Genomic DNA, 13,858 nt, shown 5'->3' with positions numbered 1-13,858 from the left:
GTGAAAGATGTTTTCAAAAGTATTGATCGCAAACCGCGGTGAAATAGCCGTACGTATTATTCGCGCTTGTCGCGAACTAGGTATTCAAACGGTAGCTGTCTATTCGGAAGCAGATCGAGAAGCACTGCACACCGAACTTGCGGATGAAGCTATCTGTATTGGACCAGCAAAAGCAGCAGACTCTTATTTGGATGTACAGCAAATTTTGAGTGCAGCCATCGTTACGAAGGCTGAAGCGATTCACCCTGGATTCGGTTTTTTGTCAGAAAATAGCCGTTTTGCGGCGATGTGTGAAGAGTGCAATATTGTCTTTATCGGACCAAAAAGCGAAACGATCGATGCCATGGGAAATAAAATCAACGCCCGTCGATTGATGATCGAAGCCAATGTTCCCGTTATACCTGGCAGCGAAGGGGCAATCTCCGATGTGACTGAAGCATTGACGATCGCTGAGGAGATCGGTTATCCAGTGATGTTGAAAGCCGCAGCGGGCGGTGGCGGAAAAGGGATCCGTAAAGTCATTGACAAAGAGTCATTGCCGCAACACTTCGCATCCGCGCAACAGGAAGCGAAGGCAGCCTTTGGCAATGATGAAATGTATATTGAAAAAATCGTATATCCAGCCCGACATATTGAAGTCCAAATTCTAGGTGATTCTTTCGGCTCGATCATTCATTTAGGTGAACGGGATTGCTCATTGCAGCGAAACAACCAAAAAGTTTTAGAGGAATCTCCATCCGTGGTGATTTCCGAAAGCAAGCGGGCCGAAATCGGATCAGCTGCTGTTCGAGCGGCTGAAGCCGTTTCTTATCGAAATGCCGGTACGATCGAATTTTTGATGTCCGATACAGGTGAATTCTATTTTATGGAAATGAACACCCGTATCCAAGTCGAACACCCAATTACCGAAATGGTCACCAATGTCGATCTCGTGAAAAAACAATTGGAGATTGCCAGCGGCGAGCCGCTTGGACTGAAACAAGAGGACATCAAAATGACCGGTGCTGCCATCGAATGTCGAATCAATGCCGAGAACCCAGCATTTAATTTCGCCCCATCTCCAGGTAAAATCAATAATCTGTTTCTACCAGCAGGAGGTCTAGGCGTGCGGGTGGATAGCGCCATGTACTCAGGGTACACGATTCCACCGTATTATGACTCGATGATCGCCAAAGTGATCGTTCACGGCGAAAATCGTTTTGAAGCCTTGATGAAAATGCAACGGGCTTTAACAGAACTTGTGACAGATGGTGTGATCACCAATGCAGAATTTCAAATGGATTTGATCAGCCATCCAAAAGTGATCGCAGGAGATTATACAACGGCCTTTTTACAAGAAGAATTTTTGCCAAATTGGTCACCTGAACAATAGGAGGGAAAATGAATGGCCTTATTCAAAAAGAAAAACTACATTCGTATCAATCCTAATCGTGGTCAATTGCCAACCAACGAACCAACAGTTCCGGATAACTTATGGGCGAAATGTCCTAGTTGCAAACGAACCTTATACACCAAGGAGATGGGGGCTGAAAAAGTATGTCCTCATTGTGGGTATAATTTTCGAATCAGCGCCTGGGAACGGATCGCGATCACTATTGATGAAAAGAGTTTCGACGAGTGGGATACAGATGTCGTAACAGAAGATCCCCTCGATTTTCCAGGTTACCAAGAGAAGATTGCCGTGATGCAAGAAAAGACGGGATTACATGAAGCGGTTTTGACAGGTGAAGCCAAGATCGAAGGCACATCCGTCGCAATCGGTATCATGGATGCCAATTTTATTATGGGCAGCATGGGAACTGTCGTCGGTGAAAAAATCACCCGCTTGTTTGAACGGGCAATGGAAAAACAATTACCTGTCGTCCTCTTCACTGCTTCAGGCGGTGCTCGGATGCAAGAAGGAATCATGTCCTTGATGCAGATGGCCAAGATCTCGGCAGCGGTCAAACGCCATAGCAATGCTGGCTTATTCTATCTGACGGTCTTAACAGATCCAACAACAGGTGGTGTGACTGCCAGCTTTGCGATGGAAGGCGATGTCATCTTAGCTGAACCGCAAGCGCTGATTGGCTTTGCCGGCCGTCGTGTGATCGAACAAACGATCCGTCAGGAATTGCCAGAGGATTTCCAGAAAGCAGAGTTTCTGCTGCAGCACGGTTTTGTTGATCAAATCGTGCCACGCACAGCATTAAAATCAAAGATCGATCATTTGATTCGGTTACACACAATGAAAGGGTGGGGCAGTCATGCATAAAACAGCAGATGAAATCGTTGAACTGGCCCGCCACAAAGATCGCTTGACTGCGTTGGATTACTTTGAATCCGTCTTTACTGACTTTGAAGAATTTCATGGTGATCGCTTATTTGGCGAAGATGAAGCTGTGGTAGGGGGAATTGCTTGTCTTGATGATAAACCAGTCACCGTCATCGGGATCCAAAAAGGCCGAAATTTGCCTGAAAATTTGAAACGCAATTTTGGGGCTCCCCATCCAGAAGGCTATCGTAAAGCCTTGCGTTTGATGAAGCAAGCCGAGAAATTTGGTCGACCAATCGTCACCTTGATCAATACTGCAGGGGCTTTTTGCGGCATTGGCGCAGAAGAACGAGGCGAAGGCGAAGCAATCGCCCGCAATTTATTTGAGATGTCTGATCTGCGCGTACCGATCCTGGCAATCATCATTGGTGAAGGCGGCAGCGGTGGTGCGTTAGCATTGGCCCTAGGGGATGAGGTCTGGATGATGGAATACTCGATCTACGCGATCTTATCTCCTGAAGGTTTTGCTTCGATTTTGTGGAAAGATGGCAGTCGTGCCAAAGAAGCAGCCGGCTTGATGAAAATCACAGCCCACGAGTTGCAAGCATTAGGGGTAGTCGAGTCAGTGATTCCTGAAACACAAGGAGAAACAGTGTTGAGCAAGGAAGCAATCGCAGCGGACCTTAGACAAATGATCTCAAACAAATTAACTGCATTATCCGCATTGACTAAGGATGAGTTGATCCAGAAACGTTACCAGCGTTTTAGAAAATTTTAATGCAAAGACCTACTGATTACGGGCTATTTTCAGTAGGTTTTTTGCTGCCTAAAAAAGAGAAGCGCAGGTTTCGGCAATCAAACGCAATGAATAGTTATAAAATACTAAGATTATTTATTAAAATTTTTGTTTTAAAAAAGGTACTAATGTGATAATATGTATATATTCTGAATATACTAAGTATAAATTGTATAAATATTTGTTTTTGAGAAGGAGAATGGAAAATGAAAAAATTATTTGGCTCATTGATCGTATTGGCAGGCGTTTTGGTACTAGGTGCATGTGGAAGTAACGGTTCCAGCAGTTCAGACAGTTCAAGCGGCACAGCTTCAGCTGACAACCAATTGGAAGCAATCAAAGCTGCAGGGGTGATCAATGTAGCAACTTCAGCGGATTTTGCCCCATTTGAGTTTCACGCATTGATTGACGGCAAAGATCAGATCGTAGGCGCAGATATTGATTTAGTCAATGAAATAGCAGATCAATTAGGTGTCACTGTCAATATTTTAGATTTAGATTTCAATGCGGTATTGACAGCATTGCAACAAGGCAAAGCTGATATTGCTGTTTCAGGTATTTCGGCAACAGATGAAAGAAAACAAACTTTTGATTTTACGGATAATTATTTCACTCCAGAACAAAAATTAGTCATCAACAAGAACAACCAAGATGCTTACACATCGATCGACAGTTTAGCAGGGAAAAAAGTCGGTGCGCAAAAAGGTTCGATCCAAGAATCAATCGTTCAAAATCAATTGGCTGATTCACAACTCGTATCGATCGCCAAAGTACCGAATTTGATCAATGAATTGAAGCAAGGCTCCATTGATGGTCTGGTCTTAGAAAGTGCAGTAGCAGAGTCTTATGTTGCCCAAAATGATGATTTGATGGTGACTGATGTTGCATTAGAAGTATCCGCAGATGATTCATATGCCATTGCTTTACCTAAAGGCAGTACTGAATTGCAAGCTGAATTGAATAAGATTTTGAAAGAATTGGATGAAAATGGTACAATCAGCGATTATGTACAAAAGAATACTGATTTAGCCAACGATAATGCAGCACAATAGATAGAACGGAGCAGAACAAATGATGGATTTATCCTTTTTAACGACGTATTACCCCTATTTTATTTCCGGTGTATTGATCACGATTGTTATCTCGATCATCACAGTGATTTTTGGCACGATTTTAGGCGTTTTATTGGCTTTGATGAAACTATCTAAAATCAACGTCTTTCGCTGGTTTGCCAATGCCTATATTGAGATCATCCGCGGGACACCAATGTTGGTCCAAATACTGATCGCCTTTGGTTTGCTGCAAGGAATCTTCTCCTTGCCAACGATTTCTTTTGGCGTACTAAGCTTAGACTTCGGCCGCTTACTGCCTGGTGTGATCGCATTGTCGTTAAACTCAGGCGCTTATGTTGCTGAAATCGTCCGTGCTGGGATCAATGCAGTTGATTTTGGTCAGTCTGAAGCAGCTGGTTCGTTAGGTTTGCGGCCAGCGCAAGCGATGCGCTATGTGATATTTCCGCAGGCATTGCGGAATATTCTGCCACCTCTGGGCAACGAATTTATCGTTTTGATCAAGGATTCATCGTTGTTGTCAACGATTGGCATCTATGAATTGATGAACAGTGCGCAAATCGTGGTGACCAGTTCCTTCCAGCCGCTGACACCTTTTTATGTTGCAGCTGTCATTTATTTCATTTTGACATTTACAACTTCACGCTTGTTGAACATGTGGGAAAAGAAATTGGGTAAAGGTTACCGTCGTTAAAAGGAGAAAAAAGATGATGTTAGATATCCAGGATTTACACAAAAGTTTTGGTGATAATCACGTATTAAAAGGCATTTCAACAACCATCAACCAAGGGGAGGTCGTCGTTGTGATCGGCCCTTCCGGTTCAGGGAAGAGTACCTTTTTACGTTGTTTGAATCTATTAGAAGTGCCAACCAAAGGAACGATCATTTTTGAAGGAACGGATATTACCGATCCTAAAAATGATATTTATACAATGCGGAAAAAAATGGGAATGGTTTTTCAAAATTTCAATCTGTTTCCCAATCTTTCCGTATTAGATAATATTACGTTATCCCCTACCAAAGTAAAAAAAATGGCCAAGAAACAAGCAGAAACGTTGGCCAAGCAATTGCTTCAAGATGTCGGTTTACCTGATAAAGCTGACGCCTTTCCTCGGAGTTTGTCAGGCGGCCAAATGCAGCGAATCGCGATTGCCCGTGCTTTGGCGATGGAACCTGATGTGATGCTTTTTGATGAACCAACATCTGCTCTGGATCCTGAAATGGTTGGAGAAGTCTTAGGGGTGATGCAGCGTTTAGCGCAACAAGGCATGACAATGGTGATCGTGACACATGAAATGGGCTTCGCTAAAGAGGTGGCTGACCGCGTGTTGTTCATGGATCAAGGTGTCATCATGGAGGAAGGCACACCAGCTGGAATTTTTGATACCCCGCAGAATCCTCGTACGATCGACTTCTTGAGTAAAGTTTTATAATCCAGTGAAAAACATCCTGCGGGATGTTTTTTATTTTTGGGTAGCATACAGAAGTTGGCTTGCTTGCTAGTATTCATCCAGAATTTATTGTATAATTACAGGTTGAAGAGTCATTTTTATCATAGCTGTAACCAGAATAATTAAATAGAGGAGTTTCTATGTTTTCAAATTACAAACCAACTTGGATGGTGGATGCGATCTACAAGATCACCCCTAGCCAATTAAAAAAACAAGGAATCAAAGGGATTTTGACAGACCTCGATAATACATTGATTGCATGGAACAACCCCGATGGCACGGAAGAACTTAAAAGCTGGCTATTGGAGATGAAGAATGCAGGTATTCCGGTGGTTGTCGTTTCCAACAACAATAGTGAGCGGGTGGCCAGAGCGGTCGCGCCATTTGGCTTGCAATATGTTCATCGTGCCTTGAAACCTTTCTCTCGAGGAATCAAGCAGGGCTATCAAATGTTAGGCCTGGAAAAAGAAGATGTTGTGATGATCGGAGATCAAATCATGACCGATGTCAAAGCCGCAAATGGCGCTGGGGTTCGCAGTATTTTGGTCCAGCCTGTCATTCCGACAGATTCTTGGAAAACCCAAATCAATCGTGCTGCTGAACGCAGAATCATGCATTATTTATTAAAACATAACCCAGAGTTAAAATGGCGTGGAGGAATTTAAATGACTGAAAGTAACGAAACAATCCATTGTATTGGATGTGGTGCACTGATCCAAACAACGATACCAAATGAATTAGGTTATACCCCTCAATCAGCATTAGAAAAAGGATTGGCTTCTGGAGAAGTATACTGCCAGCGTTGTTTTCGTTTGCGTCACTATAACGAAATCCAAGATGTTGCACTGACAGACGATGATTTTTTGCGTTTGTTGAATGAGATTGGTCAAAAAGATGCCTTGATCGTCAATGTGGTAGATATTTTTGATTTCAACGGCTCCTTGATTCCCGGCTTGCATCGCTTTGTTGGGGATAACCCAGTCTTGTTAGTCGGAAATAAAGTTGATATCTTACCGAAGTCCTTAAAGAAATCAAAGATGAAACAATGGATGAAAGAACGTGCTCATGAAGCCGGTCTTCGACCTGTGGAAGTCTTGCTGACCAGCGCGAAAAAAGCTGGCGAAATGGAAGATCTGTTGACAATGATCGAAAAGTATCGTGAAGGTCGGGATGTTTACGTGGTTGGTGTGACCAATGTGGGGAAATCAACATTGATCAACCAAATCATCAAACAAACCGCCGGCGTCCAAGAATTGATCACCACTTCCAGATTCCCTGGTACGACGTTGGATAAAATCGAGATTCCATTAGATGACGGTCATTTCTTGATTGATACACCGGGCATCATCCATCGACATCAAATGGCCCATTATTTAGGAAAACAAGATTTGAAAATTGCAGCACCAATGAAGGAAATCAAACCGAAAGTGTATCAGTTGAACCCTGAGCAGACCCTGTTCTTAGGCGGTTTGGCTCGTTTTGATTTCGTTCAAGGTGAGCGCAGTTCCTTTGTGGCCTATGTGGCCAATGATGTAGAGATTCATCGCACCAAACTTGAAAAAGCAGATGCCTTTTATCAAAAACATGTCGGCGGTCTGTTGCAACCGCCTCGTCAAGACGAAGTCGAAGCTTTCCCAGAGTTGGTCCGATTTGAGTTTTCGATCAAAGACAAAACGGACATCGTTTTTGCCGGCCTTGGCTGGATCACAGTCACCAAACCATGCGTGATCGCAGGTTGGGCGCCAAAAGGTGTTGATGTCATCAGAAGAAAAGCATTAGTATAAGAAAGAAGGAAGAACATGGAATTAAGAGGAAAACAAAAAAGATTTTTGCGCAGCGAAGCGCATCATTTAAATCCGATTTTTCAAATCGGCAAGGGCGGATTGAATGAGGCCATGATTCTCCAAATCGCAGAAGCATTGGAAAAACGTGAATTGATCAAAGTTTCTTTGTTGCAAAACACGGATGAAGTAGCCGAAGAAGCGGCGCTTGCGATCCAAGAACACATTCATTGCGAGATCGTTCAAATCATCGGACGAGTGATCGTCTTGTTCAAACCTTCAAGTAAAGAAAAATATCAAACGATCTCTGCAAAAGTTCGTTCGATATAGGAGGCATCGGCATGCAAGGACATTCATTTGACAAGGTACAGACCGTTGCAGCGCTTCAAAGCGCACAACTTGTACCAAAGAAACAAGTGGGCATTCTTGGCGGCAACTTTAATCCAGTGCATTATGCACACTTGGTCATGGGAGAACAAGTGGGACAAGCATTAGGATTAGAAAAGGTCTATTTCATGCCCGAATATTTACCACCGCATATTGACGAGAAAGAAACGATTCCTGCTGTGCACCGGTTAGCCATGCTGGAATTAGCCATCGCGGACAATCCACGATTTGCTGTAGAAACAATCGAATTGGCAAGAAAAGGCAAAAGCTATACAGTGGAGACGATGCGGGAATTGACTGCACTGCATCCAGATACCAATTATTACTTTATCATTGGTGGCGATATGGTACAGTATTTGCCTAAATGGCATCAGATTGATGAATTGATGCAATTGGTGACCTTTGTTGGTGTACGCAGACCAGGATATCCAATTGAAAGCGACTATCCAATCATTTGGATCGATGTACCATTGATGGATGTCAGTTCCACTACAATTCGTAAGAAAGTGGAACAAGGTTGTTCGGTACGGTATTTATTGCCGGAAAATGTGTTACACTATATTCAAGAAAAGGAGCTGTATTTGGATGATGTCTAGTCATTATACACATGCTGAGCGAGAAGCGTTGATGCAAAAAGTGCAAATGCAAATGAGCAACAAACGATTCCAGCATGTATTGGGCGTAGAAAAAACAGCAGTTGCCTTAGCAGAAATATATGGTGCATCACCCATCAAAGCCAGTATCGCTGCATTGACCCATGACTATGCCAAAGAACGCAGTGATGATGAATTTATACAAGTGATTCGTCAAAATGGCTTTGATTTAGATTTATTGCACTGGAACAATGCCATTTGGCATGGTATTGTGGGTGCAGATTTTGTTCAAAGAGAATTGTCGATCGATGATGAAGAGATTCTTCAAGCCATTCGACTGCATACGACCGGTGCTGCTGACATGGGTTTGCTGGATAAAATTATTTATGTGGCAGATTACATCGAACCTGGCCGCAACTTTCCGGGCGTCGAAGAAGCCAGAGAAATTGCGTTAGTCGATTTGGACAAAGCCGTTGCTTATGAAACAAAACATACACTGCTGCACTTGATCAATCAAGAAGCAGTCATTTACCCAAAAACGATCGAAACATACAATCATTGGGTAGCTAACTTTAGGAGGGAATTACCATAGATAGTCAGAAAATATTAGAAATCGCAGTTCGTGCCGCTGATTCGAAACATGCAGAGGATATCATGGCATTAGACGTACGAGAAATTTCACTTTTGGCAGATTACTTTGTGATCTGTTCAGGGAATAGTGAACGTCAGATCAACGCGATCATTGATGAAGTCTTAGACAAAGAAGAAGAAAATCAAGTTGACGTTCGCCGTGTGGAAGGAAAAGATGGCGGTAAGTGGGTCTTGATCGACTTAGGCGATGTCATTGTCCATGTGTTCAATGCATCAGAACGTGCCTTTTACAATTTAGAAAAACTATGGTCAGATGCACCGCTTGTGGATCTTAACGAATGGGTCGTGGCGTAATGGCTTACGAAACCTTCGCATTTGTCTATGACGAAGTAATGGATTCCAGTCTCTATAAAAAGTGGCTGGATTTTTCTTGCCGTCATTTAGGAGAACGGAAACAAATCATGGAACTGGCCTGCGGAACTGGTGCCTTGGCAGTGGAATTTGCCAAAGGTGGCTATCAAGTAACAGGGCTAGATCTATCTGAAGAGATGCTGATGATCGCAAGTCAAAGAGCTCAAGCGGAAAATGTGTCGATCCAATTCGTTGAAGGGGATATGCTTGATCTCGTTGATGTTGGCCAGTACGAGGCCATTACTTGTTATTCCGATTCACTTTGTTACATGGAAGATGCGCAGAGCGTGCAGCAAGTATTCGATGGTGTCTTTGAATCGTTGGTTGAGGATGGGGTCTTTTTGTTTGATGTCCATTCCACGTATCAAATCGATGAGGTCTTTCCAGATTACAGCTATCATTATCAAACGGATGACTTTGCTTTCTTATGGGAAAGTTACCAAGGAGAAGTTGAGCATAGTATCGAGCATTTCTTGACTTTCTTCGTTCAAGAAGACAATGGACAGTTCAACCGTCTGGATGAATTACATCAAGAACGAACGTATCCTTTAGAAACCTATATCAGAATGTTAGAAAATGCCGGTTTCTCTGCTGTTTCTTGTTATGCAGATTTTATCGATGTTGAACCAAATGAAAAAAGTCGTCGCTGGTTCTTTGTTTGCCATAAATGATCGTTGTTCATCGTAAGGAGGCGTGTATAGATGCAAGCATGTGGCATTATCGTTGAATACAATCCATTCCATAATGGCCATCGCTATCATATCGAGCAAGCCAAAAGCAAGACAGGTGCTGATGTCGTTGTTGCGGTCATGAGTGGTAATTTTTTGCAAAGAGGCGAACCAGCGGTGATTGATAAATGGCAAAGAGCACAAGCAGCGTTGGCCAATGGCGCCGATCTCGTCGTCGAACTGCCTGCTGCTTGGGCCGTTCAGCCAGCTGATTTGTTCGCGTCAGGCGCTGTGTCTCTGTTACAAGCACTCAAATGCCAATGGTTGTGCTTTGGCACAGACGCACAAGCACCTTTTGATTATCAGGCATTTGCGCAGTTTGAAGAACGCCATCGTCAAGAAATCGATGCTGATTTTCAACGATTAGACAAAGCGAATGCTACTTATAATGAGAGAATGGACACGGTACTCAGCAGGTTATATCCTGCCTACGCTGCACATAGCAAGCAACCGAACCATATTCTAGGTATGGAATATGCAAAGGCGTTATTGCACTACGATGCGCCAATGGAGATCGTTGCGATTGCAAGGAAAGCTGCTGCCTATCATTCTGAAGCGTTACATCATGCATCCATCGCAAGTGCAACTGCGATCCGCAAAGGGATAAAAAACAATACTGATATCACCTCTTTTGTGCCAGTACAAACGTATAAAAACCTACAGGGGAAGGTGGTTGATTGGCAGGCATTTTGGCCGCTGCTGCACTATCAGATCATGGTGATGCCCTTACATGAAATGGCGCAAATTTACCAAATGGTCGAAGGGTTAGAGTATCGGATCAAAGCATGTGCGCAAACTGCCCGTAGTTTTGACGATTTTATCCAACAACTAAAAACCAAACGGTATTCCCTTGTTCGCTTGCAGCGCTTGCTGTGTTATGTATTGTTTCAAATTACAACAGATGAGATGACAGAAGCACAAAAGCAGCCCTATATTCGTGTTCTAGGCTATACTAGCCAAGGACAAGCATACCTCAAACAGATCAAGGCAGATCTATCTATGCCCTTAGTGGCGAAGTTTGGTAAAAAAGAAGGAACACAGTATGCACTTTCTTTGAAGGTGGATCAAGTGTATCAATTGGCGAGTCAACAAATCAGAGAACAGAATTTTGGCCGTAAGCCGCTTTTTATTCCGAATGAGAAAAAAAGCTTCACATAAGCTGATTTGGCAAGTATAATAAATAGGGATTTTTAAAAACTAGAAAGCGAAGTGAAATCATGGGTCGTAAATGGGCAAATATCGTAGCGAAGAAAACAGCTAAAGATGCAAACAATAGCCGAGTTTATGCAAAATTTGGAATCGAAATCTACGCGGCAGCAAAATCAGGTGATCCTGATCCTCATGCGAACCAAAAATTGCGCTTTGTCATTGAACGTGCCAAAACTTATAATGTGCCAAAACACATTATTGACAGAGCCATCGAAAAAGCCAAAGGTTCTGGCGACGAACAGTATTCAGAATTGAGATACGAAGGCTTTGGTCCTAATGGCTCAATGGTCATCGTGGATACATTGACCAACAATGTCAATCGGACAGCTGCAGATGTGCGGGCAGCCTTTGGGAAAAATGGCGGCAATATGGGTGTTTCAGGTGCGGTTGCATACATGTTTGACAACACCGCTTTATTCGGTTTTGCCGGAAACGATGCGGATGAAGTGCTTGAATACTTGATGGACAAAGAAATCGATGTCCGAGATGTGATCGAAGAAGATGGACAAATCATCGTTCATGGCGAACCAAGTGATTTCCATGCGATTCAAGAAGCATTGAAAGAAAAAGGTGTGACCGATTTTACAATTGCTGAAATGCAAATGATTCCGCAAACCGAAGTAGTATTGACCGGTGAGGACTTAGAAAAATTTGAAAAAATGATCGATGTTTTAGAAGATTTAGAAGATGTGCAAAATGTCTATCACAATGTTGCGGACGCAGAAGAATAACGATCCTTTTCACAGCGAACGTTGGAGAAACCATTGATCAGTCAAGTGTATACTTGGCTGGTTTTTTTATTTGCCATAGGGATGTCATATAAAAAAATCTTACGTTAAATAAAAAAATAATTCGTCGACCCGCTGTCTTTTCTGTTGGTTTCCGGCTGTTTTATATGTTATGATTTAGGCATTAGAGAATGCATAGCGCAAGGAGGCAGACATGGAAGAAAAAATAGTTTTAGAACCATTCAACCGTATTTTAAGCGGTTATGAAAAGCTTGCAGAAGTGTCTGTTTCAGTGGCTGACTGTTCTGCTTTATGTCGAAAGTATCAAAAGTTTGGTGTGGAAGGCTATCGTTTAGGCGGCTATCGCGGGGCAACCTATTTAAATCGTTATTTAAATGTGACTGTCGATCGGGCGCCATTATTGATTTATAAAAAGCAATTTTTGATTCCATTGGTTTTTCGCCAGACAGAAGCTTCGGAACAACTTTTTTTGGAAGACTATCGAATGGAAGGGTTTTTCTTGCTTTTAGAGTGGTTGTTGCTTCATCGACCCGAAAAGGCCATTATTGATTTTCAAAAAAGCCGTGGCATCCAGCCAAATAAAGAATATGTCATTGATAGCTCATTTATCGCCTTTCGCTTGACGGAAATTTTAGATGGAGCGGGTTTTCCACTTAGCCGTTTTCAAACCATTGAGGCGTTTAGTGATTGGAATCGTACCTATAAATTGATCGACAATGGCAGTATTGGTCGGCATAGCAAAATTTTTGATCCTGAAAATGCTGAAAATATCGCAGAATTGCAAATGATCTTATCCATCGTTGGCTTGCGTTATCCGGAAATGCACTTATTTATTGGTGAATTAAAAGGGTAAAAACATCAACCAATCTTGTCCGTAGCGGATGCAAAGATTGACTGATGTTTTTTTGTTCTTTATCAATGAGGTCGGAGGGAAATTGTTTCATTCATTTGGACAGTAGCGTCACATTCCCATGCAACAGGAGGTGCCTTCCATTAACAAAAAGCTAAACTCTCACTTTCGGACGCGCGCGCAAGTCATCTACTTGTTCGTCTAATGTGGTCAAAATATGTTTGTAATCCTGATGAAAAATAGTAAATAGCTGTGCATAGGCATGATAATCTTTGATGATTTTTTTCTTATGCAAGGGTAGTTCTTTTTGATCAAAAAAAGTTTGGAGGGAGTGCAGTAGTTCAGACCAAGCATGCAAGTGTTCGATGGTTTCTTGTAAATGAAAGATGTCTTGGTGGATAATTTCTTTAACGGGTTGCTGCTTCTTCGTGACCAGTGTCATTTCTTGTGTGTCCGCCATGATTGTCGCCCCTTTATTTTTGATAGCTTAATTATATCTGTATTTCAGATATAATTCAATATCTATATTCCAGATATTTATAATAAAAATGGGTGATGATCATGAAATATGAAAATATACGTTCAATAAGAGAAGACAACGATATTACACAACGGGAAATGGCCGCGTTTCTAAATGTCTCTCAAAATACATACTCTCAATATGAAACAGGCAAGATCGAGTGGACCGCACCAACATTGATCAAAATCGCAGAATATTTTGATGTAAGTGTCGACTATTTGCTCGATCGAACAAAAGAAAAATAGCTCCAAGGCATTTTTAAGTGCTGATTTTGCATTGGATGAATAGCCATTCACGACATAAGACAAAGTGATACGTACCAAATGTTTAAAGCCCTTTGCGAAGCCAAGGGCTTTTTTGTCGATAAGGGTTAATGGAAAAGTATGAAGTGAAATCAAAGTTGTTTTTTTCATAGGTAAAATGAACAGGGGACTGAAGAATCAAAACGGATTCTTCAGTCCCCTGAAT

At 42.3% G+C, this 13,858-nt stretch carries 18 protein-coding genes; 17 read left to right on the top strand and 1 reads right to left on the bottom strand.

All coding sequences use genetic code 11. The features are described from left to right. Nucleotides 1-7: 7 nt before the first annotated feature. The 16 genes from ACYVRS_RS05000 (at nucleotide 8) to ACYVRS_RS04925 (ending at nucleotide 12,873) form a co-directional block, all read left to right on the top strand. Complete coding sequence (locus ACYVRS_RS05000) at nucleotides 8-1,372, top strand: acetyl-CoA carboxylase biotin carboxylase subunit (protein WP_312498238.1); 1,365 nt, start codon at nucleotides 8-10, stop codon at nucleotides 1,370-1,372. A gap of 12 nt (nucleotides 1,373-1,384) precedes the next feature. Further along, on the top strand, nucleotides 1,385-2,254 hold the full coding sequence (accD, locus tag ACYVRS_RS04995) for an acetyl-CoA carboxylase, carboxyltransferase subunit beta (RefSeq protein ID WP_461202754.1): 870 nt from the start codon (nucleotides 1,385-1,387) through the stop codon (nucleotides 2,252-2,254). Continuing rightward, nucleotides 2,247-3,032 (top strand): acetyl-CoA carboxylase carboxyl transferase subunit alpha, encoded by a 786-nt coding sequence (locus ACYVRS_RS04990; RefSeq protein ID WP_313538988.1) that lies wholly within the window; start codon nucleotides 2,247-2,249, stop codon nucleotides 3,030-3,032. The genes accD and ACYVRS_RS04990 overlap by 8 nt, the downstream gene beginning before the upstream one ends. Nucleotides 3,033-3,256: 224 nt before the next feature. Then, entirely contained in the window at nucleotides 3,257-4,102 is an 846-nt protein-coding gene (locus ACYVRS_RS04985) for a transporter substrate-binding domain-containing protein (RefSeq protein WP_461202752.1), read from the top strand. Nucleotides 4,103-4,124: 22 nt separating this feature from the next. Next, nucleotides 4,125-4,814, top strand: a complete 690-nt coding sequence (locus tag ACYVRS_RS04980) for an amino acid ABC transporter permease (protein ID WP_054116419.1) — start codon at nucleotides 4,125-4,127, stop codon at nucleotides 4,812-4,814. 13 nt (nucleotides 4,815-4,827) lie between these two features. Beyond that, nucleotides 4,828-5,553: an amino acid ABC transporter ATP-binding protein gene (locus ACYVRS_RS04975; protein ID WP_461202750.1), complete on the top strand. Its 726-nt coding sequence runs from the start codon at nucleotides 4,828-4,830 to the stop codon at nucleotides 5,551-5,553. Between the two features lie 158 nt (nucleotides 5,554-5,711). Beyond that, nucleotides 5,712-6,236, top strand: coding sequence for a YqeG family HAD IIIA-type phosphatase (locus ACYVRS_RS04970; protein ID WP_054116332.1), 525 nt, complete (start codon nucleotides 5,712-5,714; stop codon nucleotides 6,234-6,236). Then, entirely contained in the window at nucleotides 6,237-7,355 is a 1,119-nt protein-coding gene (gene yqeH, locus ACYVRS_RS04965; RefSeq protein ID WP_461202748.1) for a ribosome biogenesis GTPase YqeH, read from the top strand. 15 nt (nucleotides 7,356-7,370) lie between these two features. Beyond that, nucleotides 7,371-7,682 (top strand): ribosome assembly RNA-binding protein YhbY, encoded by a 312-nt coding sequence (gene yhbY, locus ACYVRS_RS04960; protein ID WP_461202746.1) that lies wholly within the window; start codon nucleotides 7,371-7,373, stop codon nucleotides 7,680-7,682. An 11-nt stretch (nucleotides 7,683-7,693) separates the two neighbouring features. Beyond that, entirely contained in the window at nucleotides 7,694-8,335 is a 642-nt protein-coding gene (locus tag ACYVRS_RS04955) for a nicotinate-nucleotide adenylyltransferase (RefSeq protein WP_313538994.1), read from the top strand. Continuing rightward, nucleotides 8,325-8,924: a bis(5'-nucleosyl)-tetraphosphatase (symmetrical) YqeK gene (gene yqeK / locus ACYVRS_RS04950; protein WP_396170539.1), complete on the top strand. Its 600-nt coding sequence runs from the start codon at nucleotides 8,325-8,327 to the stop codon at nucleotides 8,922-8,924. Before ACYVRS_RS04955 ends, yqeK begins: the two co-directional genes overlap by 11 nt. An 11-nt stretch (nucleotides 8,925-8,935) precedes the next feature. Next, nucleotides 8,936-9,277, top strand: coding sequence for a ribosome silencing factor (rsfS, locus tag ACYVRS_RS04945; protein WP_082348652.1), 342 nt, complete (start codon nucleotides 8,936-8,938; stop codon nucleotides 9,275-9,277). Further along, complete coding sequence (locus ACYVRS_RS04940) at nucleotides 9,262-10,005, top strand: class I SAM-dependent DNA methyltransferase (protein WP_461202743.1); 744 nt, start codon at nucleotides 9,262-9,264, stop codon at nucleotides 10,003-10,005. Before rsfS ends, ACYVRS_RS04940 begins: the two co-directional genes overlap by 16 nt. 30 nt (nucleotides 10,006-10,035) lie before the next feature. Continuing rightward, on the top strand, nucleotides 10,036-11,220 hold the full coding sequence (locus ACYVRS_RS04935; protein WP_313538997.1) for a nucleotidyltransferase: 1,185 nt from the start codon (nucleotides 10,036-10,038) through the stop codon (nucleotides 11,218-11,220). Nucleotides 11,221-11,279: 59 nt separating this feature from the next. Next, on the top strand, nucleotides 11,280-12,002 hold the full coding sequence (locus ACYVRS_RS04930; RefSeq protein WP_054116324.1) for a YebC/PmpR family DNA-binding transcriptional regulator: 723 nt from the start codon (nucleotides 11,280-11,282) through the stop codon (nucleotides 12,000-12,002). Nucleotides 12,003-12,213: 211 nt separating this feature from the next. Further along, nucleotides 12,214-12,873 carry a hypothetical protein gene (locus ACYVRS_RS04925; protein ID WP_054116323.1) on the top strand — a complete coding sequence of 220 codons (660 nt, stop codon included), beginning with the start codon at nucleotides 12,214-12,216 and terminating at the stop codon, nucleotides 12,871-12,873. A gap of 151 nt (nucleotides 12,874-13,024) precedes the next feature. On the opposite strand, the gene ACYVRS_RS04920 is transcribed toward ACYVRS_RS04925, so the two are convergent. Beyond that, nucleotides 13,025-13,330 (bottom strand): hypothetical protein, encoded by a 306-nt coding sequence (locus ACYVRS_RS04920; RefSeq protein ID WP_313539000.1) that lies wholly within the window; start codon nucleotides 13,328-13,330, stop codon nucleotides 13,025-13,027. A gap of 101 nt (nucleotides 13,331-13,431) precedes the next feature. Here ACYVRS_RS04920 and ACYVRS_RS04915 point away from each other — a divergent pair, with 101 nt between their 5' ends. Beyond that, nucleotides 13,432-13,635 (top strand): helix-turn-helix domain-containing protein, encoded by a 204-nt coding sequence (locus ACYVRS_RS04915; protein WP_054116321.1) that lies wholly within the window; start codon nucleotides 13,432-13,434, stop codon nucleotides 13,633-13,635. Nucleotides 13,636-13,858 lie beyond the last annotated feature (223 nt).

This window comes from Enterococcus salsurae, from assembly GCF_054784955.1.
Note: the sequence above shows the minus strand (reverse complement) of the source record. Positions and strands in the feature narration are given on the sequence as shown.